General features: G+C 45.1%; 21 protein-coding genes and 1 pseudogene. 10 read left to right on the plus strand and 12 right to left on the minus strand.

The annotated features are described in order from the left end of the window. Positions 1 to 47 precede the first annotated feature (47 nt). Positions 48 to 1,130, plus strand: a complete 1,083-nt coding sequence (locus QUB44_RS13740; protein ID WP_333368120.1) for an NAD-dependent epimerase/dehydratase family protein — start codon at positions 48 to 50, stop codon at positions 1,128 to 1,130. Between the two features lie 78 nt (positions 1,131 to 1,208). Further along, the gene (locus tag QUB44_RS13745) at positions 1,209 to 2,054 is read left to right on the plus strand and encodes a WecB/TagA/CpsF family glycosyltransferase (RefSeq protein ID WP_333368123.1); all 846 of its coding nucleotides are present in this window, start codon (positions 1,209 to 1,211) and stop codon (positions 2,052 to 2,054) included. 474 nt (positions 2,055 to 2,528) lie between these two features. Here the strand turns inward: QUB44_RS13745 and QUB44_RS13750 are convergent. Continuing rightward, positions 2,529 to 3,074, minus strand: a pseudogene (locus tag QUB44_RS13750) (class I SAM-dependent methyltransferase); the annotation flags it as partial. 773 nt (positions 3,075 to 3,847) lie between these two features. On the opposite strand from QUB44_RS13750, the gene QUB44_RS13755 reads away from it, so the two are divergent. Further along, positions 3,848 to 4,021, plus strand: coding sequence for a hypothetical protein (locus QUB44_RS13755; RefSeq protein WP_333368126.1), 174 nt, complete (start codon positions 3,848 to 3,850; stop codon positions 4,019 to 4,021). A 186-nt stretch (positions 4,022 to 4,207) separates the two neighbouring features. Here QUB44_RS13755 and QUB44_RS13760 read toward each other — a convergent pair whose 3' ends face one another. The 4 genes from QUB44_RS13760 to QUB44_RS13775 form a co-directional block, all read right to left on the minus strand. Next, positions 4,208 to 5,467: a glycosyltransferase gene (locus tag QUB44_RS13760; protein ID WP_333368129.1), complete on the minus strand. Its 1,260-nt coding sequence runs from the start codon at positions 5,465 to 5,467 to the stop codon at positions 4,208 to 4,210. Positions 5,468 to 6,051: 584 nt separating this feature from the next. Next, a complete protein-coding gene (locus QUB44_RS13765) occupies positions 6,052 to 7,011 on the minus strand; it encodes a DUF362 domain-containing protein (RefSeq protein ID WP_333368132.1) in 960 nt (319 codons plus the stop codon). 125 nt (positions 7,012 to 7,136) lie between these two features. After that, positions 7,137 to 7,463, minus strand: a complete 327-nt coding sequence (locus QUB44_RS13770; protein WP_333167491.1) for a hypothetical protein — start codon at positions 7,461 to 7,463, stop codon at positions 7,137 to 7,139. Positions 7,464 to 7,636: 173 nt separating this feature from the next. Beyond that, positions 7,637 to 9,061 carry an aspartate ammonia-lyase gene (locus QUB44_RS13775; RefSeq protein ID WP_333368135.1) on the minus strand — a complete coding sequence of 475 codons (1,425 nt, stop codon included), beginning with the start codon at positions 9,059 to 9,061 and terminating at the stop codon, positions 7,637 to 7,639. A 374-nt stretch (positions 9,062 to 9,435) separates the two neighbouring features. On the opposite strand from QUB44_RS13775, the gene QUB44_RS13780 reads away from it, so the two are divergent. Beyond that, the gene (locus tag QUB44_RS13780) at positions 9,436 to 11,301 is read left to right on the plus strand and encodes a hypothetical protein (protein ID WP_333368138.1); all 1,866 of its coding nucleotides are present in this window, start codon (positions 9,436 to 9,438) and stop codon (positions 11,299 to 11,301) included. 379 nt (positions 11,302 to 11,680) lie between these two features. Further along, positions 11,681 to 13,369 (plus strand): DNA repair helicase XPB, encoded by a 1,689-nt coding sequence (locus QUB44_RS13785; RefSeq protein ID WP_333368141.1) that lies wholly within the window; start codon positions 11,681 to 11,683, stop codon positions 13,367 to 13,369. Here QUB44_RS13785 and QUB44_RS13790 read toward each other — a convergent pair whose 3' ends face one another. The 3 genes from QUB44_RS13790 to QUB44_RS13800 form a co-directional block, all read right to left on the minus strand. Further along, positions 13,370 to 14,014, minus strand: coding sequence for a peptidase M15 (locus tag QUB44_RS13790; RefSeq protein ID WP_333368144.1), 645 nt, complete (start codon positions 14,012 to 14,014; stop codon positions 13,370 to 13,372). A 190-nt stretch (positions 14,015 to 14,204) separates the two neighbouring features. Then, positions 14,205 to 14,411: a hypothetical protein gene (locus QUB44_RS13795; RefSeq protein WP_006631417.1), complete on the minus strand. Its 207-nt coding sequence runs from the start codon at positions 14,409 to 14,411 to the stop codon at positions 14,205 to 14,207. A 5-nt stretch (positions 14,412 to 14,416) separates the two neighbouring features. Further along, positions 14,417 to 14,836 carry a GIY-YIG nuclease family protein gene (locus tag QUB44_RS13800; RefSeq protein WP_333368147.1) on the minus strand — a complete coding sequence of 140 codons (420 nt, stop codon included), beginning with the start codon at positions 14,834 to 14,836 and terminating at the stop codon, positions 14,417 to 14,419. A 315-nt stretch (positions 14,837 to 15,151) separates the two neighbouring features. On the opposite strand from QUB44_RS13800, the gene QUB44_RS13805 reads away from it, so the two are divergent. Both QUB44_RS13805 and QUB44_RS13810 read left to right on the plus strand, forming a co-directional pair. Beyond that, a complete protein-coding gene (locus QUB44_RS13805) occupies positions 15,152 to 17,215 on the plus strand; it encodes a WD40 domain-containing protein (RefSeq protein WP_333368150.1) in 2,064 nt (687 codons plus the stop codon). 105 nt (positions 17,216 to 17,320) lie between these two features. After that, the gene (locus tag QUB44_RS13810; RefSeq protein WP_333368153.1) at positions 17,321 to 17,719 is read left to right on the plus strand and encodes a hypothetical protein; all 399 of its coding nucleotides are present in this window, start codon (positions 17,321 to 17,323) and stop codon (positions 17,717 to 17,719) included. Here QUB44_RS13810 and QUB44_RS13815 read toward each other — a convergent pair. After that, a complete protein-coding gene (locus tag QUB44_RS13815; RefSeq protein ID WP_333368156.1) occupies positions 17,656 to 18,099 on the minus strand; it encodes a DUF29 domain-containing protein in 444 nt (147 codons plus the stop codon). The genes QUB44_RS13810 and QUB44_RS13815 overlap by 64 nt on opposite strands. Positions 18,100 to 18,300: 201 nt before the next feature. Here QUB44_RS13815 and QUB44_RS13820 point away from each other — a divergent pair, with 201 nt between their 5' ends. Next, complete coding sequence (locus QUB44_RS13820) at positions 18,301 to 19,446, plus strand: iron-containing alcohol dehydrogenase family protein (protein ID WP_333368159.1); 1,146 nt, start codon at positions 18,301 to 18,303, stop codon at positions 19,444 to 19,446. A 99-nt stretch (positions 19,447 to 19,545) separates the two neighbouring features. Continuing rightward, on the plus strand, positions 19,546 to 20,730 hold the full coding sequence (locus QUB44_RS13825; RefSeq protein ID WP_333368163.1) for an aspartate aminotransferase: 1,185 nt from the start codon (positions 19,546 to 19,548) through the stop codon (positions 20,728 to 20,730). A 194-nt stretch (positions 20,731 to 20,924) separates the two neighbouring features. Here QUB44_RS13825 and QUB44_RS13830 read toward each other — a convergent pair whose 3' ends face one another. Both QUB44_RS13830 and dapF read right to left on the minus strand, forming a co-directional pair. After that, a complete protein-coding gene (locus QUB44_RS13830) occupies positions 20,925 to 22,067 on the minus strand; it encodes a hypothetical protein (RefSeq protein ID WP_333368166.1) in 1,143 nt (380 codons plus the stop codon). A 229-nt stretch (positions 22,068 to 22,296) separates the two neighbouring features. Further along, positions 22,297 to 23,139, minus strand: coding sequence for a diaminopimelate epimerase (gene dapF / locus QUB44_RS13835; RefSeq protein WP_333368169.1), 843 nt, complete (start codon positions 23,137 to 23,139; stop codon positions 22,297 to 22,299). A gap of 311 nt (positions 23,140 to 23,450) precedes the next feature. On the opposite strand from dapF, the gene QUB44_RS13840 reads away from it, so the two are divergent. Beyond that, positions 23,451 to 23,663 (plus strand): Hfq-related RNA-binding protein, encoded by a 213-nt coding sequence (locus QUB44_RS13840; RefSeq protein WP_333368172.1) that lies wholly within the window; start codon positions 23,451 to 23,453, stop codon positions 23,661 to 23,663. A gap of 188 nt (positions 23,664 to 23,851) precedes the next feature. On the opposite strand, the gene QUB44_RS13845 is transcribed toward QUB44_RS13840, so the two are convergent. Further along, positions 23,852 to 26,167: a cation:proton antiporter domain-containing protein gene (locus QUB44_RS13845; RefSeq protein ID WP_333368175.1), complete on the minus strand. Its 2,316-nt coding sequence runs from the start codon at positions 26,165 to 26,167 to the stop codon at positions 23,852 to 23,854. Positions 26,168 to 26,169 lie beyond the last annotated feature (2 nt).

The following is a 26,169-nucleotide window of genomic DNA, read 5'->3' on the forward strand; positions in this document are numbered from 1 at the left end:
TCGATCGGGCAAAACAAAGAAAACTATATTTTTTCAGGCGGTGAAACGTGGGCGTTGCAATCATTACTGGCTCGGCGGGTTTAATTGGCTCTGAGGCGTGTCAGTTCTTTGCCAAACAAGGCTTAGATATAGTTGGGATCGACAATAATATGCGCCAGTTCTTTTTTGGTGCTGATGGTTCTACAAACTGGAACCGCCAACTGCTCGAAAAGTCTTTGGGTACCAAGTATTATCACTTAGATGTGGACATTCGCGACTATGAAGCGATTACCAATATCTTTCAGCGGTACGGCGAGTCGATCGAATTAGTAATTCACACAGCAGCCCAGCCCAGCCATGATTGGGCTTCCCGTGCTCCGAAAATAGACTTTACAGTCAATGCCAACGGCACTCTCAATCTTCTAGAAGTAACTCGCCTGTACTGTCCCAAAGCGGTTTTTATTTTCACTTCTACAAACAAAGTATACGGCGATACGCCTAATAATTTGCCTTTAATTGAATTAGAACACAGGTGGGAAATTGAACCCGGACATACTTACGAAGGTGGCATTCGGGAAGATATGTCAATCGATCAGTGCCTGCACAGTTTGTTTGGTGCTTCTAAGGTAGCTGCTGACGTTTTAGTACAAGAATACGGTCGATATTTTAATATGAACACCGCTTGTTTTCGCGGCGGCTGTTTGACGGGTCCAAATCACTCTGGAGCTCAATTGCACGGCTTCCTAGCCTACTTGATGAAGTGTGCTGTCACGGGAACTCCTTACACAGTGTTTGGCTACAAAGGCAAGCAAGTTCGCGATAACATTCATAGCGCTGATTTAATCTCGGCATTTTATGAATTTTATAAAGCTCCCAAAAGCGCCCAAGTTTATAATACAGGAGGAGGCCGGTACAGCAATTGTTCGATGTTAGAAGCTATCCAGATGTGCGAGGCAATTGCGGAACGCAAGTTTAATTGGACTTATGCTGAAGGGAATCGCATTGGCGATCACATTTGGTGGATTAGCGACAATTCAAAATTTTCCAGTCACTATCCCAACTGGAAAATGAAATATAACGTTAAACAAATCCTACAGGAGATTTATGAATGTAACCGCGATCGTTGGCTGAAAGAGGATTCCAATGATTGAGCGGGGCAAAAAGAATGTGCTGGGAATTTCGGTAAACGATTGAAGAATACAAAGTTAAACAAATCTTAGGGGAGATTTATGAGTGTAACTGCGAGCGTTGACTTAAAGAGGTGCTCCATGATTGATAAAGGGAAAAAGAATGTACTGGGCATATTAGTAAATGCCGTTAATTATGAAGCGGCTGTTAGCAAAATTATTGCAGCAGCCAGCGCCGGAAAACCAATGTCAGTTTCTGCTCTAGCGGTTCACGGGGTAATGACTGGGGTTCTCGACAGCACTCATCGTTATCGGATTAATCACATTGACTTAGTATTGCCAGACGGACAGCCGGTCAGGTGGGCGTTAAATTGGCTCTACCATACCGAATTGCCCGATCGAGTTTGCGGGCCGAATGCGATGTTACAAATCTGCGAACGTGCGGCAGAAGAAGGATTACCTATCTATTTGTACGGCTCTCAAGCTTCTGTACTGGAAGCTTTATCTCGCAATCTCTGCCAGCGTTTTCCCAAGTTAATTATTGCTGGAACTCAGCCTTCTAAATTTAGGCAGGTTTCGCCCCAAGAGAAACAAGAAATTGCACAGCAAATTCGCAACAGCGGTGCAGCAATTACTTTTGTCGGTTTGGGGTGTCCCCGGCAAGAAGTCTGGGCTTACGAATACCGGGACGACTTATCAATGCCGTTGATTGCTGTAGGTGCTGCTTACGATTTTCATGCGGGTAATTTGGCTAAATCTCCTGACTTTTTATCTAAAATAGGTTTGGAATGGCTGTTTCGGATGATTAAGGAACCTCGGCGCCTTTGGCAGCGGTATGTTTTTTTGAATCCGCTTTATATCTGGCTGTTTTTGCTACAAGCTTTGAAAATCAAACAGTTCGACCCCACAGACGCCACGCCGCCTGTAGAAGAAGTATTATATGGTTGAAATTTAAAAGTTTCTTGTGAATTATGGGTGCTCACAAGACAAAAGTAAAAAAGCAAACACATCGTAACTAATCGTTTTGAGGTGCAACTACGATCGCATATTCAAGAAAACTTATATCAAATCTGGTGACATCGGAATTATAGTGGGAGCTTAAGAACTCGCGATTTGGGTAGCGGTCTCTTAAGCTCCCACTGACATGATCCAAAGATATTATTCCGATGCAACCGAAAACGATTTTACGCCAGAAAACAAGTTTTACATTATCTATGTGGTAAGCTACGGACTGCACACACTACATACAAAGTTTGTGTGTCATTCTTGATCAAGTCAGGTGGATTCCTGGGTCAATAGTCGCATTTGGTTGGACTGTACTCCTGGCATAAGCGATGATCGCAGGGGATCGCAAAAGTATGGTGAGCGTGTAACCAAACTTGATAATCAAACCCAAAGTTTATTGCCATTACCTCGATCTTGCTATGGCTTTTGTGCCACAATCCGAATCGAATCGTACTTGTTTTCATCAGCAGCAAAAATTGTTTTCAGCAGTAGCTTCCAAGCTTGGAGTTTGCTGTTTTCTTTGGGCTTTACTATCTGATGAGATGCCATTGAATCGAACACACTGAAAATTTTTCTTTCATCATTGATCCAAGTGTTGTCAAATTGGCGATAGTAGCCATTAAACTGGGTAGCAATTATCTCAAATCCTACTTTTTCACAGATAGCGCGAAAGCTCTGCGGTGTGAAAAAATACAAATGCCTTGGTACATCTAGATGCATCCAAGCAATCCCTGATGACTTCAGCCCAATACAAGAGTTATTTGGTACTTCCATGACCAATTTGCCGCCATCCACGAGTAACTGCATGGCATTGCGGAGTGCAAGTAAAGGATCTCTGGTATGTTCGAGTACGTGGTTCATCACAATTATGTCGTACTGTCTAGACTTGACTTCCGGGGGCAAAGATTCAGCAGTACCATAAAATACATTAAGGCCTCGCTGCTCGGCCAAAACCAAAGCTTGTCGATCGGGTTCTACGCCTCAGACTTTATGACCATCTGCTCGCATTTCTTGCAGCAGTTGCCCGTTGGCACAACCAATTTCTAAGATCGAGGTGGAAGCAGTCCCGAACTGTTGCTTCCATCATTTACTTGTGACATCTACTCCGCGATCGAAACGCCAAGCTAGATGGGGTACGCAATTTATCGAAGAAGGAAATAGGAGAGGCAGATACGAAGCCTGTAAAGTCTATATGATGAGTATAATACTCATCGATGTCGTAGAAGCTGGCGATTTTATTGAGTTCGGGTAGAGGATGAATGCATCCAAGTTGTGACTTTTCGCACCATTACAATTGAAATGACTCTTTGTTTCGAGGTCTGCGCCAATCACCGGGTATGAATAGCCACGGTTTCATACTCTGTCCCGATATCGGGCAGACGAGGGTAGGGTTTAAGCACGTCTGACTTTGCATTTTAGTTTTCCTTACTTAGGAACTTGATGTACTAATAACCACTCATGTTGAAGCAATCCGGGACGTTATGTACCCTTGACAATTGCGGAATCCGAGATACAGCAGATGAATGCCTAAAACTTATGAAGTTTTGGGAATACAATTGCTGAGGCGTGGTTTTCAGGTAACATCGAATTTAAGCTAACGCATTTAACTTACTTTGTCACTTTTGATAAAAAACTACACCTGCCGCGAGCGGGCTGTGAGTAAGTTTTTCTCTAGTCAATAATTCAGCAATAATTCAAGTATACATTAAGTTATAAACAGGGTAGACCTCTAGGCTATGATACTAATAAAAGCATTTGTGCATTTGTATCTAAATAATGAAGCAGTTGATTTAACAAGATTTAAACTAAAACCCCTGTTAGTTTTGCCAGTTCCGGTGGAAAGGAAAATGAGTTGGTCGCTCGATGGTTTAGAGTTGCTGTGGGCTCTGGTAGTTGCCAAGAAAATGTAACCCGTTAAAGGAGACTTGAGAACCTATGGAAGAAGTGCGATCGCCCAGTCGAGTTTGATGCTATTAAGTTTGAAAAAAACATCTAAATCTAATGGCGATCGCTCACCTCAACCATTGCCTTTACAAAACCTCCGATTTCCGTGGCTACCTTAATGAAACCTGTCTAAATCATAGGCAGAAGGATTCTTAAGGCAGTTGACTGTACGCCAACACCATATCGGGAGCATCACATACTTGACTTTCGGTGACTGGATTAGGCCGCCTTGAGTAGGCAATAGCCTGCATATGTTTTATGCGAGCTTGAAAAGTCTTCTCAAATGTGTGCTGTTGAGCAAACTTCAGCGACTTGAACGACATCGATTTAATTTCTTCCCGGTTGTGGCTGAGTTCTGCAATTTTCTTCGCCATCTGTTTAGGCTGATTCATTGGCACAACCCATCCTGTCTCCGACATTTCTGCAATTCCCTGGAATGCTTCGTTAGCATACCCAACAATCGGCACGCCACCAGCCATAGTTTCTATGTAAGTACAAGAAGGATCGCCCTGCCGGTGACAGCAAACAAACAAATCAATATTGTTCTTCACAAAGGGGAAAAACTTTGTTTTAAAGTCAGGCACTCCGAGCATTTTCACGCAATCATTAAGTTGATTGGCAGCTATTTGCTGGTGCATCATCTCTTCTAATTCACCAACACCACTGATGAACATTTCAAAGTTCACCTTCAGTTGTTTGAGTTCTTTAGCGACCTCAAGTAAATGATCTGCTCCTTTCATCTTAATTAGGCGACCTGAGAATACCAGCCGCAGAGGCATATCTTGAGAGCGGTTTTCAGTGCGCCGTTCAATGTCAGCTTCTGTTGCTAACATTTCCTCGCTAATCCGCGTGTCCAAGAACAACTGTGCGTTGCGATTGAGATGCTTGTATTCTTGGTAGGTAGGGGTGCCGTTGCACTGCAATCCCTCTGCCATTGCGATCGCCTTGCGCTGCTTATATTCTTGAGTGTAAGTCCAGATTATTCTCCGCAACCGGAGTAGGGGATTTCTCGTACTCACATTCACGATTTGTTTGCGAGTTTTCAGACTGTATTCGGAAACGTAAATACACGGTACTCCCGCTATTTTACACACTTGACTGATATGGTTCTGTCTGTATTCCGGGGCTGCCAATACCAGCGAACTCTGATGCTGATGTAGTAAAGATGGGGTGATTTTGTCAAAAGAAATTATTTCGAGTTTGAATGGCAATTCATCAAGTTTGAATTTTTTTGAATCTATCTGGTCGCTGTCTTCTTTGGTTTCTTCCATCATCACAGTAATGGAACCCGACCAATACTTGGCTAACTCACCAACTGCTTCAATCAATTTGCGGGTGAGTAAAACTTCACCGTTTGGCAAAAGCTTAGCTTTGAGTGGCTGTAAAATTGTCAGATTGTTGTTAGTAAGCATAGGTTAGGTACTTCCTGATTTTGAATTTTTACTGGTGATGGGTAGTGAATATTTAGTTTACTTGGCAAGGGCTGTTGATCGATCGATATAACAGACATCTACCGAATTTAAATTTTGCAGCCTGATACGAGCAGAATTTCAGGCTCTGTGTCGGAGATATCTAATACTTAAGATAGATTCAGCAACTGGATTAGACCTTTATGATTGAATCTTAGGTCTGTTTGATATGTAGCAATCATCTGCGATCTACGTATAAGTGTCAATAGCCTTTTCCGAGCTTTACTGAATCTTTATAAATTATTGTTAATTATAAAGAAGAGGCAAATTTTAGGGTTAATTTGGTTAAAATGACGGCTGTTTTAAGTATTTTTACCTAACTACAATTATGCAACTGTTTTTAGGTAGCAAGAATGAGCGCGAGTCCCGAATACGGCGAAACCAATGCTTTAAACCATAGAGTTATAACAAAGTTATTGAAAGCTTACATAAATACATACTTTGTAACATACAAATTATATTTCTTTACAATTAGCAAGGCAAAGGAGAAGGAATAAAAAAAAGAAATTTTACCCCTTCTCTCTTCGCTAATGCGAAGCCTTGATGCTGAACTTTTCTTTTATAAACCGGATATAAAGGTGCTTGAAAGCCGACTTCACCACGCGGGGCATACCAAAGTCGATCGCCATCATGCTTTCGGGCAACTTCCAATCCAAAACCTTGAGATTTTCCGGCTGCAAAAGCGGAAAATCAATCGCCTCTAAATTCGAGCAAAGCCCCAATCTCATCGCCGCAGCTACAGTGGGAACCGCCGCCGGATCAGCGTTAATGATTTCAACTAAAGTTCTGTCCAAAGCAAAGACATCATCAGAGGCGGCCAAAATTCCCAAAAACTTAGGTTCGCCGCCGCTTGGCCCGTTACCTTCGTGACCGATAATGCCATCCAAAATCGTCAAATTTGGGTTAATTGCCCGGGCAGTTTCTACCAGCATTTCACCGAATCTGGCGCTATCTTTGCCAGCTTCCATGTGCCACCAAGCCTTCATTTTGCCGGGGACGCAGCCGAATAAATTTTTCACGCCCATTGTCACCGTTAATTGAACGTGAGATTTGAGTTTGGGCAAATTAATCACTACATCCGCTTCCATTGCTTCTTTGCAAATTCGCAGATGATTGAAATCTTCGCTGAGAGTTTCGTAGCGTTTTCCTTGAAACTCAACTACTGGCAAATTCAGTTCTTCCAACAGCGGCAAATAACCATTGGCTTTGGCTACACCCATAGCGCTGCCAAAAGCCGGACTATCACCTAAAAAGGGTTTTCCTCCCGCTTCCATGACCATTTTAGCGACGCAGTAAACCAATTCTGGGCGGGTGACGCATTCTTTTGTAGGGCGAGAACCTGTGAGGAGATTGGGTTTGAGTAAAACCCGATCGCCCGCTTTGACAAAAGCCGAGATTCCGCCCAAGGGTGCCAGCAAACTTTCTAAAGATGCTTGCAAGATTTGCCGATCGTATGAATTGGCCTGAATTAAACTAACAGCAGACATAATTATGAATTGATTGGTAATTGGTTATCGATCGGGAATAATCTCAATATAACGCACGCGCGGAACACCCTGCTTAGGGTGTTTCGCGCGTGCGTTACCAAGAATAATCTCAATACAAATGAGTCCTAAGTATCCATCGGCAATCTACCAGCAGCAGCCCGCTGCATGGTACTAACTCGCAGCGAGTTAGAGAATACTCCTTGACCTTGCAGTTCAGGGATAGCAGGTTTAACTTCTACTTTCACCAACCGGGCAGTACAGATAAAAACCGTTTGATCGGCTAAATGGAAAGTCAACCAAGGTTGACTTAACAAAGTCAGCACTTCGTCTTGGAATTCTTGTGCCGGCATCGGAATAGTAAACGTTTCTGCGTGACCTTCCACATAATGAAATGTCACTTGAGTTGTGTTCTCTTTATCTTGAGTTAATTTTGCAAAAGAACCTGCGCGCATAAATCTTGCTCCAAAACTTTAGACTATAAAAAAAATTCAGAATTAAATGAAAAAGATTGAATTCTGAATTCTTTAACTTTAACCTGTGACAGCATTTAGGGAGAACTCGGAAGGCAGAATGCAGAATTCAATCAATTTCAGCCTTCTAGTTTCTAGCTGATACCTCTGAGATCCTAAACGTTAGCAGAAGATCCCGGCATCGCACTCATTTTCTCTAAATCTAGAACTTTTGCCAAGTCTTCTGCACTCATTAAACCCCGTTCTAGCACAATTTGTCGCAAAGATTTGCCCGTTTCTAAGGATTCTTTGGCGACGGCGGCGGCGTTGAGATAGCCAATGTGAGTGTTGAGGGCGGTAACGAGGGCGAGACTACCTTCAGCATAAGCGAGACACCGATCGCCCTTAGCTTCTATTTTTTCGAGGCATTGTGTAGTCAAAGCGCTGATGGTATTGCCTAAAATTTCGATGCTGTGAATGAGATTGTAGGCAATCAGGGGCATCATCACGTTCAATTCTAATTGTCCCGCTTGGGCTGCCAGGGCGATCGCGCTATCGTAACCCATAACTTGAAAACACACCATCGATGTCATTTCTGCCATCACAGGATTGTATTTTCCCGGCATAATAGACGAACCAGGTTGCACAGGAGGCAGTTGAATTTCTTTCAAACCCGTTTTCGGCCCGGAGTCCATCAAACGCAAGTCATGGGAGATTTTAACGCAATCCTGAGCGAGATTTCGCAGTGCACCAGACACATTTACAAACGGTGCCATACTCTGCATAGCAGCCATTAAATGCTTTGCTGGTTTCAGGGGGTGGTCAATTAATTCGGAGAGAATTTCAGCAACTTTTTGACAATATTCAGGGTGAGTATTTAACCCTGTTCCGGCCGCACTTCCCCCCAATCCCAGAGATGTCAAATCATCGGATGCCCTGTCAATTCTCAATGTATGTTCTCTGAGAATTTGCGCCCAAGCGCCGAAGGTATCGCCGAGTCGAACCGGTACGGCATCTTGCATATGAGTGCGGCCGGATTTAACAATATCTTTGAATTCTTCGGCTTTGTTTTCTAGGGCGACTACGGCATCCGATAATGCTGGAAAAAGAGTTTTTTCTAACGCCAACAATCCGCCGATCCGAATCGCCGTCGGAATCACATCATTTGTCGATTGACCGTAGTTTACATGATCGTTAGGACTGATGCGCTTGTAATTGCCTTTTTCCTCGCCCATAATTTCCAAAGCGCGATTTGAAAGAACTTCATTAACATTCATGTGGTGAGAAGTTCCGGCGCCGGCTTGGTAGACATCAACTACAAATTGATCGCGCAATTTTCCCGCTAGAATTTCATCTGCTGCTTGGACAATTGCTTGACTGATGTCTTGGGCAATGCAGCCGAGTTCGCCATTGGCGATCGCTGTTGCTTTTTTAATTAAAACACAAGCATCAACGTATGTTGATAAAGGCTTAATACCGCTAATCGGGAAATTTTCAACGGCGCGCAGAGTTTGGATGCCGTAGTAGACATTAGATGGGATTTGTTTGTCTCCCATCGAGTCGCTTTCGGTGCGGTAGCTGATGGTTGGGTGTTCGCTCATATCGCCTTGTTTGTGATGATTGGGAATTGAGAATTTTTTTAAGAATGCTGACTGCGACTCCTTTTTTACCGCACCGGCGGGTTCAGTAAAACACAAGTCACGATTGTAAATAATTATCTCACACTCCGAGTTAAATCTCAAAACTCAAATTTTAAATTAAAATTATTTACCTAAGATTGTGCAATAATAGTAGTGTAATTCCGAGTTTTTTAGCTTGCATTCTTCTGTACTTTATTAGATAAAATTTTCGTGTTTAACAATAAATATTAAACCATACTTGGGGATTTTGTTACAAAAATTCAAGTTAAAATTTTCCGAAAGTTGTTATATTTGGTAGCACAAACAATTTTGCAGCAGGCGAATTGCCAAAAATTATGCCGCGTTACCAAACCATAGATGATGTTCCTACTCTCCAAGAGGCACTCGAAGGAATAATTGTTGAAGATTTAAAAAAGCTCAATGCACTGTTGTCGGGCGATCGCAAATTAACCCGCAAAGCTGACCTGGTTGCTGGGATTAAACAGCAAATGCAGGGAGAAAAACTTAAGCAAGTTTGGGCGCAATTAGACGATTTGCAAAAAGCGGCCGTAGCGGAAGTTATACATGGGTCAGGTGGTGGCTATGATGGCGATGTATTTGTGGCGAAATACAGACAACAACCAAACTGGGGAACAAGCGATCGCTATGGATACAACCGAGAACCATCCCTACTATGCTTGTTCTTCTACGGCACTGCGATACCCTACGATCTTGAACAAAAATTGCTGAAGTTTGTGCCAAAACCTCAAGCAACTCCCTTAAATCTGGTTGGGGATGTACTGCCAGATAATTTTATTGTTCGTGTAGAAAAACAGAACTTTCGTACATCTCAAAGAGAGGTATCCGAGTACGAAGTTCCTTTGACAACTTGTGAAATGGAACGGGCAGCCCCAAAGGATTTGGAAGCTGTTTTGCGTCTGATTCAGTCGGGCAAAGTTGCCGTTAGTGAGAAAACCGCATTACCTGGTGCCGCAACTCTGAAAGCGATCGCCGCTGTATTGCAAGGGGGTGATTTTTATAACGACGAACAGCGCCAAGCTACCTTGGAAAAGGGCGATATATTCTACGAGGTTGGTAACATCAAATCCTTTGCTTGGGCCACGATCGCCCAAGCGAGCAAATTCGCCGAACTATCGGGCAAAAAGCTAGTGTTGACGAAAGCGGGACAGAAAGCTTTACAAGAATCACCTGCCAAAGGATTGCAGACAGCATGGAAGCGCTGGTTAAAAACAAACTCTTTTGATGAATTTCGCCGCATTGATGCGATTAAAGGACAAACCGGCAAGGGGGCGCGCGGCATGACAGCGGTGGCGGGGCGGAGAGAGGCGATCGCCTCAATTCTAGCAGAATGTCCTGTCGGTAAATGGGTTCTGTTTAGCGAATTTAGCAGATATATGTTGGCAACGGGCAATCGGTTTGAAGTAACGCGCGATCCTGACAATCTCTATATTTCTGAATTTGGGTATGGTAACTTAGGATATTCGGGCAGTCACGATTGGCATATTCTGCAAGAAAGATATATGCGCTGCCTGTTGTTTGAGTATGTTGCTACCCTGGGAATAATTGATGTTGCCTATGCCGATCCGTCCCTCCTACCCAGCGATTTTGACGATCTTTGGGGAACGGACGATTTGAGATTTCTCAGCCGCTACGACGGCTTAATATCTTTTCGCATGACAGCTTTGGGGGCTTACTGTTTGGGATTGACTCAGAATTACACTCCGCCAGCAATTGAGTTCCGTCAAACACTCCGCGTACTGCCCAACTTAGATATTGTTGTAGCAGGAGAAGGCATCGCGACATCAGATGCGATCGTTCTCGATCTCTATGCTAAAAAAGTTTCAGATGTCGTCTGGCAACTCGATCGACAAAAGCTATTTACCGCCATTGAAGCCGGATACCCGCTAGCAGAATTTAAAGAAGTTTTAGAGACAAGAAGTATCGAACCGCTACCCGAAACCGTACAGCGATTTCTGACGGATGTTACAGAACGAGCGAATAGTTTGCAAGATATAGGAACTGTCAAGTTAATCGAATGCACAAACGCCCATTTAGCAGTGTTGATTGCCAATGATTCCCGTACCAAAAAATTCTGTCAGCTAGCGGGCGATCGCACTTTGACGGTTCCATTGTCCCAGGAAACTAAGTTTCGCAACGCCCTGCGGCAAGTCGGCTACGTCTTACCCCAGCGGGATAAATAGTACACCTGATACTATTAGTGTCAAAAATCACCCAAAAACCTTTTTATTGTTCGTTTATAGCTGAGTCCAGATCCCCCTAAATCACCCTTAAAAAGGGGGACTTTGAGTATTTGTAGGGTGCATCGCTGGCGATAAATCCTAAAAAAAGATCGACAATCTCAATCGCGACGCACCTTATAACATGGACTGGAGCAAATCAACCAAACTTTTCTGTTCTAACAAACTTATTCCCTCTTCCGTCTTCCTTCTTCCGTCTTCCTTCTTCCGTCTTCCGTCTTCCTTCTTCCTTCTTCCGTCTTCCTTCTTCCGTCTTCCGTCTTCCGTCTTCCGTCTTCCGTCTTCCGTCTTCCTTCTTCCGTCTTCCTTCTTCCTTCTTCCTATGACTTACGTTCCCGAAAATGCTTTAATCGTACAAAGCGATCGATCGATCTTACTAGAAGTTCACGCTCCCACAGCACAACAGGCACGAGAAGCGATCGCCCCCTTTGCCGAATTAATCAAAAGTCCCGAACACATCCACACCTATCGCATCACGCCCCTCAGCGTGTGGAATGCGCGGGCGGCGGGAATGTTAGTTGAATTGATGATCGCAGCTTTGCGAAAGTATGCTAAATATGACATTCCTGAGTCGGTAGCGCAGGAAATCGAACTGCTTGGTACGCGCTACGGATTGACGGTAATTGAAAGGATTGATGCGGAAAATCCCGATTTACAACTGCGGATTGCCGATCGCCCGCTGACGGAGTTGCTAGTGCGGGACGAGCGCGTAAAACCGCTGTTAGGTAAGCGGATTTCGGATCTTTGCTTTCAAGTCGATGCGGGGAATCGCGGTGTACTCAAACAAGCTTTGCTAGCCGTGGGTTATCCGGCGGAAGATTTGGCTGGATATGTCGAGGGTGCCGAGTTAGCAATTGCATTGCGCGATCGCACTTTAGGAAGCGATTTACCCTTTAATTTGCGTGCCTATCAAAAAGAAGCAGTAGAAGCATTCTATCAGAGCGGAGAGGTAAAAGGTGGCAGCGGTACGATCGTCCTACCGTGCGGCGCTGGTAAGACGATTGTGGGGATGATTGCGATGAGTTTGGTGCAGCAAAAAACATTGATTCTCACCAGCAGTTTGACTTCGGTACACCAGTGGCGCAGGGAAATATTAGACAAGACGAGTTTAACTGAAGATGCGATCGCCGAGTACAGCAGCAACAGCAAAAAAACGGCTTCTGTAACTCTCTCGACTTACCAAATGCTCAGTTATCGATCGAATAAAGATGATGAATTCCCGCATTTCGAGTTGTTTAACGCCCAATCGTGGGGACTGATTATTTATGATGAAGTCCATCTATTACCTGCACCGATATTTCGGATCACTGCTGAATTACAAGCACGACGCAGGTTAGGTTTAACTGCGACATTGATTCGCGAAGATGGGAAAGAAGGCGATGTCTTCACGTTGATTGGGCCCAAGCGCTATGACGTACCTTGGCGCGAATTGGAAGGACAGGGATTTATTGCCACTGCGAATTGTACGGAAATCCGCGTCGCCCAAAATGAGGCGGAAAAAATGGAATATGCCCTAGCGCCCCGCCGCAGCCAGTTTCGGATTGCTGCGGAAAATCCGGGTAAGTTGGATGTGGTACAAAGTTTGTTGCAAAAGGAGGCGGGACACCGTATTTTAATTATTGGTGAGTATCTCGAACAGTTGGATGCGATCGCCAAAATTACCGAATTGCCTCTGATTACGGGGAAGACAAAACAGGCAGATCGCGATCGGTTATACGAAGCATTCCGTCACAAAGAAATTCCCGGATTAATTCTATCTCGCGTAGGCAATTTTGCCGTCGATTTACCCGATGCCGATGTGTTGATTCAAGTATCGGGAAAGTATGGTTCTCGCCAAGAAGAAGCGCAGCGCCTCGGACGAATTCTCCGCCCCAAACCCGACGGACACAATGCCAGCTTTTATACATTAGTCTCGCTACAAACTTGCGAGGAAGATTTTGCCCGACACCGGCAACTGTTTCTGACTGAACAGGGCTACAACTATCGCATAGAAGTTCAAGGCGATGGTTAGTCAGCGATCGATAAATTCTTGGTAAAACTGCTCATGCAAACCTAAGAAATTATCCATCCCCTCCTTTGTCAGATACCCGCTCTTCTTACCAGTGTGCGGGTTTTTTACGTAGCTATAAATTTCTTTTGAAACATTAGGATTCTCGCTCCACCTAATGTTGAACGCTGCATAGTTTGGGAAAAAGGTCATTGCTGCATAAGCATCAATGTGGTCATGTATCCACCATGCCAATGCTGTCCAATCTTGAGTGCGTTCATAGTAAGGGATGAATGATGTAACAACAATACATACTGTTGCTCCCATATACCCCTCTGAATCTTTTACGTCCCAGATATGTTCTGCATAGTTGGCCTCATTACTGGCACAGTTGTACTGATTTTTATTCTCTGCTCCTTTGGCGTTCACCGCACAAGAACGATAGGCTGAGCGGATACTAATCCGACCAAGCGCATCTTGAATTGGTTCAAGCACCCTCTCACACAAATTCTTTCCTGCTGCGATCGCCAAGTCAGGATCGCTAGGGATGTTAGGGATACCTTCAATTTGAGAGATTTCTGAATAAAGAAACTCGCGCATGAAAAAACTCTTAGAGAGTTGAACCCGTCCTAGCTCTTCCAAAGCTTTAACAGTTTGTGGCTTTCTCATAGACTGAACTACAGCAATTAGAGGTGAATAGCTTAATGTTAAACACTGGCAGATAATTTAGAAGCATGGTTGCAGCCAAAAGCAACGTTCCGGTTGAGTGGCTAGAAATAACTTTTGCATCACCACCAATATCTTTCGGTAGTCCGATCGAACCGGGTTGTTAGACCGCCGCGATCGCCATTTGACGCTGTTATTGTCCGCGTCCTGGTTTGCAATCTGCAAAACCTAATGCCTCCGTGTCAAGGAAACTAGCGATCGCCATCTCAATGACTGCTTCGATTGGATATTCAATTTCAGCAGCACGAGCAATTAGGGCAGCACGAATTCGCTCAGGAAAACGTCCTAAAATAACTTCGGCATCAGCGAGGGAAAGTTGCTCTTGAAGTTTGGCTTGCATGGCATTTACATCTCAGTTGGAATTTGGACGTTGTAAGGGGGTTCAGTAGCTCTTAGAATGATGGCTTCTAGCTCCAATAGTAACGCAGGGTTCTGCCAGTGAGAAATTGTCTGTACTGCAATCCGTATGTCTTCATCGCTATATTTATCGAGCCATGCCCACAAAAAAGCTTTGTGTCCACCACTGAAGCGACCTCGTAAGCTCTTGGTTTTACCGATGTAGAGCAATCCATCAGTTCTGTGCCTGATTGCATAAATGCCAGGACGCGCAGGAATGCTCTCAAACCCACGGGTCAAGGGTTGACATTGCTCAAAAGGAATCAAAGCAATCGCGTCTAGAATTCTTCGCGCTTGGATTTGTAGGTCAGAATCATTCGTTGGCATGAAGGCAAGAAGGCTAATTGCACAGAAATCATAATCCCACAAATTCTGTTACAACCATCATCAACTAGGGATGGTTTCCTGCACGATCGCACAGAGAAGGCGATCGATCCCGAGCTGATTTGAGCCTTGGCCGTGGCTGTGTTTTTCTAGGATATGGTAAAGGGGCGAGCGAGCGAGTTTTACCTGTCGGTAAAAAATGTAACGTTATTTCCGTAAAAAACCTGGTTTCTGCGTCCAGGAGTATTCATGATGAAATTAAATCTAAAAAGCAACAAGTGCAGAATATTGGGCAACCATCCGAATTATACCTCCTAACATCCTGCTACACTATTAATAACCGCATCCTCACCCAGATTTATGCTTCCAACAATCATCGCCGCTATCGCTCCCTACATCTCGGAAGTGCTCTCACCCATCGCCAGAAATATTGGCTACAAACTAGGAGAAGCCTTCGGCAAGAACTCTCAAAAGTACCGAGATATTCTGATTTCCGCTCCCAATAATTCATCGGATTCGACGGAGATAGAGCAAGCAAAACAGCGTTATTCTCAAGAAATGCTGGAATACGCGAAAGCCAAAGATACCAGAGATCGGGAATTGTTAAAGCTAACAGTAGCACAAACAGCACGCCGCCTTGAGTTACAGGAACAGGAACAGCAGGATAGAGTGAAGCTGGCAGCCTTGCAGCGGGATTTGATGCGGGAATTGCAAGCAAAGGATATTCAGGTCAAGCTGGCTGAAATTCAAACAATTTGGGATAAAGATACTTGGTTTTCTAAGTTAAATCGAGAGGAAACGAAGCAGATTTTACTTCAGCAGCAACATCGCCTCTTAATCTTACTATCACCGCCCAAAATTAGCAAGCAATGCCCGGAAACATTCTGTGAAGATTTGCCAATTGAGATGAGAAGTGTGGGAGATTTTCTCAGACAGCATTATCCTCAACAGGATGTCTTACGCCCGGTTAAGTTTTATAGCGACTATTTCACTGAGTCGATTGGTGATATTGATGTGGAACGCTTGCAGCGAATTTTATCTCCGGTTCCGACTACAATTTTATATAGCGATATCAGCGACTATGCCGTAACTTTTCGCGTCGGCTTTTGGGGATTCCTGAATAATCAGGAAGTCTCCCTGTTTTCTACCAAAGTTTTTGACTGGGAAGAGGCAAAAGATGCACTTTTAGCATCTGGGGTAAGTGAGAAAAAAGCCCTCCGCATCATTCGGCAGTTGATTGTAGCGATTCACAAGTTGCTGGCGGGATTTTTAGCGGATTTGTATTATCTCAATATTGACCCTGGCTATGAACCTCAGTTGTTTAATTTAAAGGATGAATTGGCTGAATATGGGTTGGCAGAAGAATGGGTGAAACCTTATTTTGATATTCTTCAGGATATTCAGCGGCGACAGGGAAAACAGTATGAAGAAGAGTTGAAAAAGCTGATTCAGCAAGTAGAGGCTGAACGTCAATCTCAAGAAGCACCCAAAGCTGAAGCCCAACGCAAACAACAAATAGAAGAAAAAATCATTAGAAAAGCTCACTCCTTCAAATGTGTAAAAACTCTTAATGGCGTAGGTATGTCATCTGTTGATTGCGTAGTTATTAGTCCAGATGGCAAGACTTTTGCTAGTAATAGCAGCAAACTTTGGAATCTCCATACAGGAGAGCTAATTCGTACTTTTTCTGGGCATTCAGTCGCGGTTTATTGTGTTGCTATTAACCCTAATGGAACAATTTTAGCTAGTGGAAGTTATGACAGACAAATTAAGCTATGGAATCTGGAAACTGGACAAGAATTTAGAACCATAAAGGGTCACTCAAGTTTAATTCGGTCTCTTGCTTTTAGTCCAGACGGAGAAACTCTTGCTAGTGGCAGTCAAGACCAGACTATCAAACTGTGGAATCTGAAAAATGGGCAGGAAATTCGCACTCTCATAGGGCATTCATCCTCGGTTTGGTCTGTCGCTATCAGCCCGGATGGACAAACTCTTGCTAGTGGCAGTTATGACCATACTATCAAACTGTGGAATCTGAAAAATGGTCAGGCATTTCGCACTCTCATAGGGCATTCAAAGTCGGTTTCTTCTGTTGCAATTAGCTCGGATGGGCAAACTCTTGCTAGTGGCAGTTATGACCATACTATCAAGCTTTGCGACCTGAAAGCTGGCAAGGAAGTTCGCACTCTCAGAGGGCATTCAGACTATGTTAATTCTGTCGCCATTAGCCCGGATGGACAAATTCTTGTTAGTGGTAGTGGAGACAGTACAATCAAACTGTGGAATGTAAAAAATGGACACACAATTTTCACTCTCACAGGGCATTCAGCCCAGGTTAATTCGGTCAGTTTTAGCCCGGATGGAAACACTCTGGTTAGTGGCAGTTCTGATGGGAGTATCAAAATTTGGCGGCGTGATGGGTGAAGTAGGAGGGAAAGATCAAAATTATGGCGCGATTTGCCAATATGGAACTACAAAACTTGACTGCGTGAGAAATCAAACGATAAACGCTTAGGGAAGGTAATTTAAATGTCAGAAACAATTAATTTTGAGCAAGCAGTGTTAGAGAAACTGCGACAGTTGCCAACGGAGAAACAACAAGAAGTGCTCGAATTTGCACAATTACTCGTGCAAAAAGCGGAAGATAAAAAGCAGTTATCCACCGAAAGTTCTGAGTCTAACAGTTCGTCAACAACCGCACCTACTCTCAAGCTATCAATTAGAGAGATTGCTAGTTTGCCAATAGCAGAACGCCATAAAATACTAGCACCATTTATACCTGCTACAGCCGAAGATTTTTTGGCAGATCCTGAATTAACCGAGTTTTGGGCACTCGATGGCGAAGACTGGGAGGATGACAGAATTCAAAAAGTCTCAAAACTATATTCATCCTCAAAAACTTCAGACCAAGCAAGTGAGGTTAATTGACATTTTTTACCCATTTCATCCTCGGCATCTTTCAGCGCCACTTGAAAACATTTATCCCAGATAGACTCAATAAAATCACGATTTAGACTCGGCATTTCTTCTTGACTTTCTTCAATCTCTCGCCGCGCCGAACGAATACTAATAGCCCAGCTAGCCGTTCGTTTTTCAGGTTGAGATTTCCATTTAATAATATGAAGCATTAAACGAATTAACTGGCTTTTTAATGCTCGTTTTTCGGTTCTTCCCATTGCTTCAATTAAAGATTCTAAACCTGCCGTTGCTTCCATAGATTTTCCTTCTTTGAGAAGTGTCTGGACTGTGACAGCCGTTTGATAATGAGAACACACTGCTAACCAGTCCCAATCTTGTTTAGTCAGCATTGCCCTATCCTTGAAATTGCTTATATTCCTAAATTTATCATAGCGATCGCCCCTCAACTCCCCCCTCCCATCCCCGAACAGCCCAACAATACTTAATAAAAACTTTATAAAACTTACCATTTCCGCATAGATTAGAGTTATCCTAGAAAATCCAGCAATCCTGCAAAGCGTCAACCTTCTCGTCACTTATCCAGTGGTTCGATGACTCAAACCCAAAGCACTAAAACCGCCACCCCAACTGCAATTTATTCCTTGACAATTGCTCCCGCCTGTGTATTGCGAGGTCGATCGGCGATCGCACAAGCCGGAGATGCGATCGCCCGTTTCGGAAAGCGGCCGCTAATCGTCGGCGGCAGCAACTCCCTCGCCGCCGCCCAACCCTACCTGCAACCAATCCTCGAACAGCAGCAGTTAAAATCCGCCGAAACAGCATACGGCAAGGATTGCAGCGAAACCAGCCTCGAAACCCTCCGCGAAGCAGCCCAAACCCATCAAGCCGACTTCATCATCGGTGTCGGCGGCGGCAAAGCCTTAGACGCAGCCAAACTCGTCGCCCATCAGTGCAAAATCCCGATCGTCACCATACCCACATCAGCAGCCACCTGTGCCGCTTGGACAGCCCTTTCTAACATTTATTCAGAACAAGGTGCATTCCAATACGATGTCACATTAGCCAGATGTCCCGATTTATTAATACTCGACTACGGCTTGATTCAAACCGCACCACAGCGGACATTAGTAGCAGGAATTGGAGATGCGATCGCCAAATGGTACGAAGCATCAGTCAGCAGCGGACACTCCGAACAAACCCTGATAATTTCCGCCGTTCAACAAGCTAGAATACTGCGCGATATATTATTCCAAAAATCAGCCGCTGCCCTCAAAGAACCCGGTAGCGAAACCTGGCAAGAAGTCACAGATGCCGCCGTATTGCTAGCAGGAGTAATCGGCGGAATTGGTGGTGCTCAATGTCGCACCGTCGCCGCCCACGCCGTCCACAACGGCCTAACTCATCTATTAGCAAGTCACGGCACATTGCACGGCGAAAAAGTCGCCTACGGCATTTTAGTACAACTGCGACTAGAAGAAATGCTGCAAAACAATCAACTCGCCGCTAGCGCCAGACAGCAACTGCTAAAATTCTATGCCGAGATTGGATTGCCACAAACTTTAGAAAACCTCGGACTCGGAGACATTACCCTCACAGAATTGCAGCGCGCCGCCGACATAGCCTGCAATCCTAATTCCGACATCCACCGACTGCCTTTTAAAGTTGTTCCCCAACAATTAATGGCAGCGATGGTTTCTACCACCGCACCTGTGGGAGAATTAAAGATTAAGAATTAAAACAGTTTGTAGTAAGGACTAAAGTCCTGAAAAGGCTGTGCTAGCAAGGACGAAAGTCCTTACTACAAACCAGGAAAACTGACAACTGACAAAAAATAAATGACCTTGGATTGGATTACCCCTGCTGACAGGTTGCAAAAACTACCGCCCTACGTATTTGCCCGTCTCGACGAACTCAAAGCCCGCGCCCGCGAACAAGGACTCGATTTAATAGACTTAGGAATGGGAAACCCCGACGGTGCCACTCCTAAACCAGTAGTAGAAGCCGCTGTCGCAGCCATCCAAAATTCTGCCAATCACGGCTATCCACCTTTTGAAGGAACTGCCAGTTTCCGCCGTACTATTACTAAATGGTACAGCCGTCGCTACAACGTTGAACTCGATCCAGAAAGCGAAGCATTGCCTTTGTTGGGTTCTAAAGAAGGTTTAGCACATTTTGCGATCGCCTATATCAATCCAGGGGACTTAATATTAGTACCAAGTCCTGCTTATCCCGTATTATTTCGCGGCCCAATAATCGCCGGCGCAAAAGTTCACAACATCATCCTCAAACCAGAAAATGACTGGGTAATTGACTTAGCCGACATTCCCGACAGCGTAGCCGAACAAGCTAAAATCCTCTATTTCAATTATCCCAGTAATCCGACTGGAGCGACTGCACCCCGCGAATTTTACAAAGATATTGTTGCTTTCGCACACAAACATCAAATCTTGCTGGTTCACGACTTGTGTTATGCGGAATTAGCCTTTGACGGCTATCAACCGACAAGTTTATTAGAAATTCCCGGCGGTAAAGAAATCGGTGTCGAATTTCACACGATGTCCAAAACCTACAATATGGCCGGCTGGCGCGTCGGTTTTGTAGTAGGAAATAGCAAAATTATTCAAGGTTTGCGGACATTAAAAACTAACCTAGATTACGGTATATTTTCCGCATTGCAAACAGCAGCAGAAACAGCACTGCAATTGCCCGACAGTTACTTGCACGAAGTGCAGAATCGTTACAGGACTCGCCGGGATTTCATGGTTGAAGGATTGGCAGAATTAGGGTGGAATATTCCTAAACCTCTGGCTGCCATGTATCTTTGGGTTCCCTGCACTCCGGGCATGAGTTCGACTGATTTTGCCCTCAATGTTTTGCAGCAAACGGGTGTTGTGGTGACTCCTGGTAATGCTTTTGGGCCGGGCGGCGAAGGATATGTGAGAATTAGTTTAATTGCAGATTGCGATCGCTTGGGAGAAGCCCTGCGGCGTTTGAAACAAGCAAATATTCGATATCAATAGTCAATAGTCATGAGTCAGTAGTCATGAGTCAGTTGTTAGTTGTTATTGGTTATTTGTGGGTTGTTAGTTGTTATTGGTTATTTGTGGGTTGTTAGTTGTTATTGGTTATTTGTTATTTGTTGGCGATCGTAACCAATTATTAACACCAAGGACTACTGACTAATGACTACTGACTAATGACCACTGACCACTGACTATAACGTTTTAATTTGCTCAATCACCCAATCAAAAGTTTGTATAACTTGCTTGAGGGCAGATTCGTCTTGCAAAGTAAACAAAGCCAGACTCGGCGACCTTCTCTCGCCCGGTTCTGTAGGTAGCGACAGACCGATCACACTCAGCTTACTTCTCAATTCCAGCCAATTGTGTTCAGCATTAAAGGGCGGCTGGGAACCGTAATTATCAGCAGAAATCTCCATTCTGCCAGCAATATCTACAGTGAATAACTGATAGGGTTTTCTTCCCTTTTGAGGTAATTGAGCCGCGAAACCGCCGTAGGCGTCCCCCGTTCCCCACTGGATTTGAACTTCGGGTTCTTGACTTTTTGCCCAAAGGTAAATTGCTCTTGCCATTTGCGCCTCGTCCGCGCCCCGTCTAGCTTTGATTTCCGCAAAAAATGAAGATTCATCCCAGCGCCTTCTTTCGCGCGTTGCGCTGGATTTTTTCTGCTGTGCTTCCGCTGTCTGACCGATCACTCTGGGAACGAGCGTTTTCAAACCATCTTCACTTACATACTGCTTAATTTCCAGGGCCAAAACTTCAACGGGGTCCATTTGTTCGTTGAGAAATTCGACAACTCGGCGCATTTCAGCGGAAATCTCGTCAGCTACAAACACTAAGCGAACTTTACCCGCTTGCAAATTAGTTTTAACCTTTTGCCAAAATCTGTCTTCATTAGCATCCGCACCGAGAAACTCTTCAAAAATCTGTTCGGGATCGCGACCCCGATCGCGACAATTAGCTTCAAACAGAGAAATAATTGAATCGACCGGCCAGTAAACCAACGCATTAGCAGCATAGTCGATCGACTGACCCAAAACTTTTTGCCGCAGTTCGGCATTAGGAGTTCGCCGGACATCGACCAAAGTAGGAACGGCATTTTGGTCGAGAAACAAATGATCCAGCGACCACTGCACCGCTGTTTCCTCATCGCTGGGTGCAGCTTCCCGCGAAATTAACAGCCACCTCCGCGCCGTCGCCCGATCGATTTGATCTCCCGCGATCAAATTAGGATAAGTTACTAGCAAATCTTGTAACTGGTCTTCCGAGTCGTAGGGCTGTTCCATCATTTCTACCAGCCTGTCGTCGTCCTGAATCAGATAAATACCTCCAGCCATGCAAGCCCACCTACTTAATTTTAGATTTTAGATTTTAGATCTTAGATTTTAGATTTTAGGCTTAGTTATTAGTCTTCAGTCTTCAGTCCGCAGCCAATAATTTGTGAAGGCAGAAGGCATTGGTCAGAATTCAATAAAAATTTTGAAGTCAATAATTTTTATTGTTTGTTAATTCAACAAAAAATCCCTTCTGACTAATGACTGATGACTAATAACTAATGACTAATGACTAATCACTCATAGAACCAGTAAATACTCGCTGTGCCGGCCCGGTCATGTAAATCCGCCCAGAAACTTCTGCCCATTCGATTTCCAAAACGCCGCCGGGGAGCTCAACCGCAGTTGCCCGATCGCACTTCCCTACCAACACTCCAGCTACCACAGCAGCACAAGCACCAGTCCCACAAGCTAGAGTAACACCCGCACCTCTTTCCCACACCCGCATTTTTACGTAGTCCGAACGGATCACTTGAATAAATTCCGTATTGGTACGCTGCGGGAAGGCTTGGTTGTTCTCGAATTGAGGCCCGACACTTTCTAAAGCAACAGCCGAAACATCCTCTACAAAAGTAATGCAGTGAGGATTGCCCATGCTGACGCAGGTAACAGACCAAGATTTATCAGCAACTTTGATCGGCACATCAATAGCTTTGGCATCCGCTGCAGCCAAAGTTGTCGGAATTTCCGCAGCCAGCAGCCGGGGAACCCCCATATCCACCTTCACCTGACCGTCCGATCGCAATTCCGGGCTAATCACACCAGCCAGAGTGTGGATGCGGTACTGAGTTTTCGCCTCTGACCCTTCCAAATCGGCGATAAACTTAGCCAAACAGCGAATTCCGTTGCCACACATTTCCGGTTCCGAACCATCGGAGTTAAAAATCCGCATCGTATAGTCAGTGTCGTTTTGACCCGGAAGAGCAAATATCACACCGTCTGCGCCAATCCCGAAATGTCGATCGCACAAATCCACAGCTTGTTCTGGCGTGATCACCGGTTCTGACGACTGGCGGTTGTCAATCAGAATAAAATCATTTCCCAGTCCGTGATACTTCGCAAACTCGATCGGCATAAAAACAAACCTTTTTTGGTTAAAACTGATAGATAATTTGCTGACCAAATTACCCATTTCCCAGTATTATAAAACTTTATGCAATTTATAGTCCTTTATAGTGAAATATAAACAAATATAATATTTGTAACTCCACAGGGATATCTAATTAATGCTGATGTCAATGGCTCAATGAATATCCCTCGAAAAGTAGCCGCCAAGGGGTTTGTCTCTCATCCGGTAGAGGCGCTTGTAATTGCGCCAGTATGGGTTAAATGGTATAAACCGAAGAATATGGTTTAAGGTAATATTTGACTATATTTTTCTGAACTATGTCTGAATTTGAAACCGGATTGCCCAGCGTTCGCTTAATACAAAGCTACATCAAAGACAAACAACAGGTGGAAATCAAACTCCTGACCGGCGACTTACTAGCGGGTAGAATTTTTTGGCAGGATCATAGCTGCATTTGCCTCGTCGATCCCTCAGAAACACAAATTCTGATCTCGCGGCCAGCAATTGCTTATCTCAAACCCAACGGCTGAGGAGACGGGGAGAGTGGGAGAGGGGGAGAGGGGGGGGAGAGAGGGGGGAGGGGAAAAATCTTCCCTCTTCCCTTTCTTCCCTCTTCCCTTTCTTCCTTCTTCCCTCTTCCCTCTTCCCTTTCTTCCTTCTTCCCTCTTCCCTCTTCCCTTTCTTCCTTCTTCCTTCTTCCTTCTTCCTTCTTCCCTCCCTAATCGCTAAACAGCTTTTCACTGACTTGGGCCTTGACCAAAGGCAGTTTTAAAGCAGGTTGCGGCACAGGCGGTGAGGCCGTCCGCTGCATCAAGCCGAGCTCGTAGAAGCCACCACACAGCAGCAAACGATCGCCTTCTTGCAAATTACTACTTCCGTCGGGCCAGCGAGTAAATTTCCCTTCCCGGCGGATCGCCCGCACCTGCACCCCGTATTGGGTCAGCACATCTACCTCTGACAGTTTTTTGCCCGCCCAAGGGCTGTTTGCTGGCAGTCTCAGCCACTGGCAAGAACTGTCGCCCTGCGGCACTGCAACTTCGCCCTTCGCCAGCAACTCAAAACTGATGAGTTCTTCCGGTTCTCCCACTACAAAAAGTCGATCGCCCGACTGCAAAGCTGTCTTCCCGTTAGGATAATCAATTTCCTCGCCATTCTCGCGGACGATCGCCATTACGCTGACCCCTGTCAACTGTCGCAAGTTAGTTTCTTCCAGAGTCATGCTGGCGATGGGAGAACCTGACGGCAAGTTGTACCACTCGCTGTTCATATCTCGAACCGCCACTTTCAAATCCCGCGAAACCGCCAAAGGTTCGCGCGGTGGCCGCAATTCCAGATAGCGGCTGCTGCGAATTTGCTGAACTTCCCGCGCGATCGCCATTGCCGAGATCCCAATACTAGCCAACAAGTGGGAAGACAGTTCTAAACTGGCCTCAAACTCCGGCTGCACTACTTCCCAGGCCCCCAGTTGGTAAAGCAGTTCAATGTCTTTATCTTGGTTGGCCCGCACCACAATATCCAAATCCGGGACTAATTCTAAAGCCCGCTTCAGACACAAGCGAGTGCTCATGGGATCGGGAAGGGCGATCGCCATTGCTTTTGCCCGTTCCACCCGGGCGGCTTCCAATACGTGCAAGCTGGCAGCATTCCCGTAAATGTAAGGAATTCCTTGGACTCTGCACTCTTGAATTCTACTTTCTGACTCGTCGATCACCACAACAGAACAGTTGCGGCTTTGCAGCATTTTGACTAAAATTCTGCCGACTCGCCCGTAGCCACAAACCACAACATAATTTTGTTCTGGCAAACTTTCAGCTATTGCCACAGGTTGAGATGTTTCGTCAAAATAGCGCTGTAAAGGCCCGAAATTTTCCGCCCATTTCAATAACTGGGGCACGCTTCTCAACACAAACGGAGTTAGCACGAGGGTGACTGCTGTCGTGCCTAAAATTAACAGGTAAACATTCCGCGAAACCAGCCCCATAGCTTGGCCGGCACTAGCGAGTACAAAGGAGAATTCTCCTATTTGAGCTAAGCCCAAACCTGCGATTAATGCTGTTTTTAACGGATAGCCAAATAGTCGGACGATCGGCGTTATAATCAAGAATTTGCCGACAAATACTATAAATACCAGTCCCAGAATTACTTCTAGATGGTTCCACAGAAACATCGGGTCTATTAACATTCCGATGGTGACAAAAAATAAGGATGCAAAAATATCTCGCAAAGGCTCGACATAAGTTAGAGTTTGGTCGGCATATTCCACCTCCGAAATCATTAAACCCGCCACAAATGCGCCCATCTCGATCGAAAAACCCAAATATTCTGTCAGCAGCGCAATCCCTAAAGCCAAAACCACAACTCCCAGCAAAAACAGTTCTCGACTTTCTGTTTTCGCTAGGTATCGCAGCAACTGCGGTACCATCCAAATGCCCGCTACTACAGCACCGGCAGCAAATAACCCGATCCGCAGCAGGGCCCACGCTACCGTCATGCCGATCTCTTCTGCTGGCTGATTGAGTGCCGGCAAAACTGCTAACATTAGCCCCAAAGCCAAATCTTGAACTACTAATATTCCCAGCATGACTTGGCCGTGGGAAGTACCGGATTCATTGCGTTCCATCAAGCATTTCAGGACGACTGCAGTCGAGGAAAGCGACAGAATCGCTCCTAAAAACACGCCTTGAGCGGGCGATTCTACCCACCCTACAGCCAAGGAAATTGCAGTAGTAATGGCGATCGTCAGCACAATTTGCAAGCCCCCTCCGCCCAAACTAATGGCTTTTACTTTCTGGAGTTCGGCGAAAGAAAATTCTACTCCCAAGGCAAATAACAGAAAAGCAACCCCGAATTCAGCCAGGGTGTCTACCTGAATTAATTCTTTAATCAGCCCCAAACCTGCCGGCCCAACTACGATCCCTCCCAGGAGATACCCGAGAATTACCGGCTGTCGCAAAAGCGATGCAAAGAGTCCTCCTGCTGCGGCAGCAGCGAGAACTAGAACTAAGTCAACGATCAGTCGGAAGTCTTCTTGCACAA

The organism is Microcoleus sp. AT3-D2 (genome assembly GCF_036705715.1).
GTDB lineage: Bacteria > Cyanobacteriota > Cyanobacteriia > Cyanobacteriales > Microcoleaceae > Microcoleus.

What these genes read in the sequence shown, in the direction of transcription:
- QUB44_RS13755 (WP_333368126.1), top strand. Translation starts at nt 3,848, where the DNA reads ATGATACTAATAAAAGCATTTGTGCATTTGTATCTAAATAATGAAGCA.
- QUB44_RS13840 (WP_333368172.1), top strand. Translation starts at nt 23,451, where the DNA reads ATGTCTGAATTTGAAACCGGATTGCCCAGCGTTCGCTTAATACAAAGC.
- QUB44_RS13760 (WP_333368129.1), bottom strand. Translation starts at nt 5,467, where the DNA reads ATGCTTACTAACAACAATCTGACAATTTTACAGCCACTCAAAGCTAAG.
- QUB44_RS13790 (WP_333368144.1), bottom strand. Translation starts at nt 14,014, where the DNA reads ATGAGAAAGCCACAAACTGTTAAAGCTTTGGAAGAGCTAGGACGGGTT.
- QUB44_RS13780 (WP_333368138.1), top strand. Translation starts at nt 9,436, where the DNA reads ATGCCGCGTTACCAAACCATAGATGATGTTCCTACTCTCCAAGAGGCA.
- QUB44_RS13805 (WP_333368150.1), top strand. Translation starts at nt 15,152, where the DNA reads ATGCTTCCAACAATCATCGCCGCTATCGCTCCCTACATCTCGGAAGTG.
- QUB44_RS13745 (WP_333368123.1), top strand. Translation starts at nt 1,209, where the DNA reads ATGAGTGTAACTGCGAGCGTTGACTTAAAGAGGTGCTCCATGATTGAT.
- QUB44_RS13785 (WP_333368141.1), top strand. Translation starts at nt 11,681, where the DNA reads ATGACTTACGTTCCCGAAAATGCTTTAATCGTACAAAGCGATCGATCG.
- QUB44_RS13810 (WP_333368153.1), top strand. Translation starts at nt 17,321, where the DNA reads ATGTCAGAAACAATTAATTTTGAGCAAGCAGTGTTAGAGAAACTGCGA.
- QUB44_RS13815 (WP_333368156.1), bottom strand. Translation starts at nt 18,099, where the DNA reads ATGCTGACTAAACAAGATTGGGACTGGTTAGCAGTGTGTTCTCATTAT.
- QUB44_RS13765 (WP_333368132.1), bottom strand. Translation starts at nt 7,011, where the DNA reads ATGTCTGCTGTTAGTTTAATTCAGGCCAATTCATACGATCGGCAAATC.
- QUB44_RS13820 (WP_333368159.1), top strand. Translation starts at nt 18,301, where the DNA reads ATGACTCAAACCCAAAGCACTAAAACCGCCACCCCAACTGCAATTTAT.
- QUB44_RS13830 (WP_333368166.1), bottom strand. Translation starts at nt 22,067, where the DNA reads ATGGCTGGAGGTATTTATCTGATTCAGGACGACGACAGGCTGGTAGAA.
- QUB44_RS13770 (WP_333167491.1), bottom strand. Translation starts at nt 7,463, where the DNA reads ATGCGCGCAGGTTCTTTTGCAAAATTAACTCAAGATAAAGAGAACACA.
- QUB44_RS13775 (WP_333368135.1), bottom strand. Translation starts at nt 9,061, where the DNA reads ATGAGCGAACACCCAACCATCAGCTACCGCACCGAAAGCGACTCGATG.
- QUB44_RS13825 (WP_333368163.1), top strand. Translation starts at nt 19,546, where the DNA reads ATGACCTTGGATTGGATTACCCCTGCTGACAGGTTGCAAAAACTACCG.
- dapF (WP_333368169.1), bottom strand. Translation starts at nt 23,139, where the DNA reads ATGCCGATCGAGTTTGCGAAGTATCACGGACTGGGAAATGATTTTATT.
- QUB44_RS13795 (WP_006631417.1), bottom strand. Translation starts at nt 14,411, where the DNA reads ATGCAAGCCAAACTTCAAGAGCAACTTTCCCTCGCTGATGCCGAAGTT.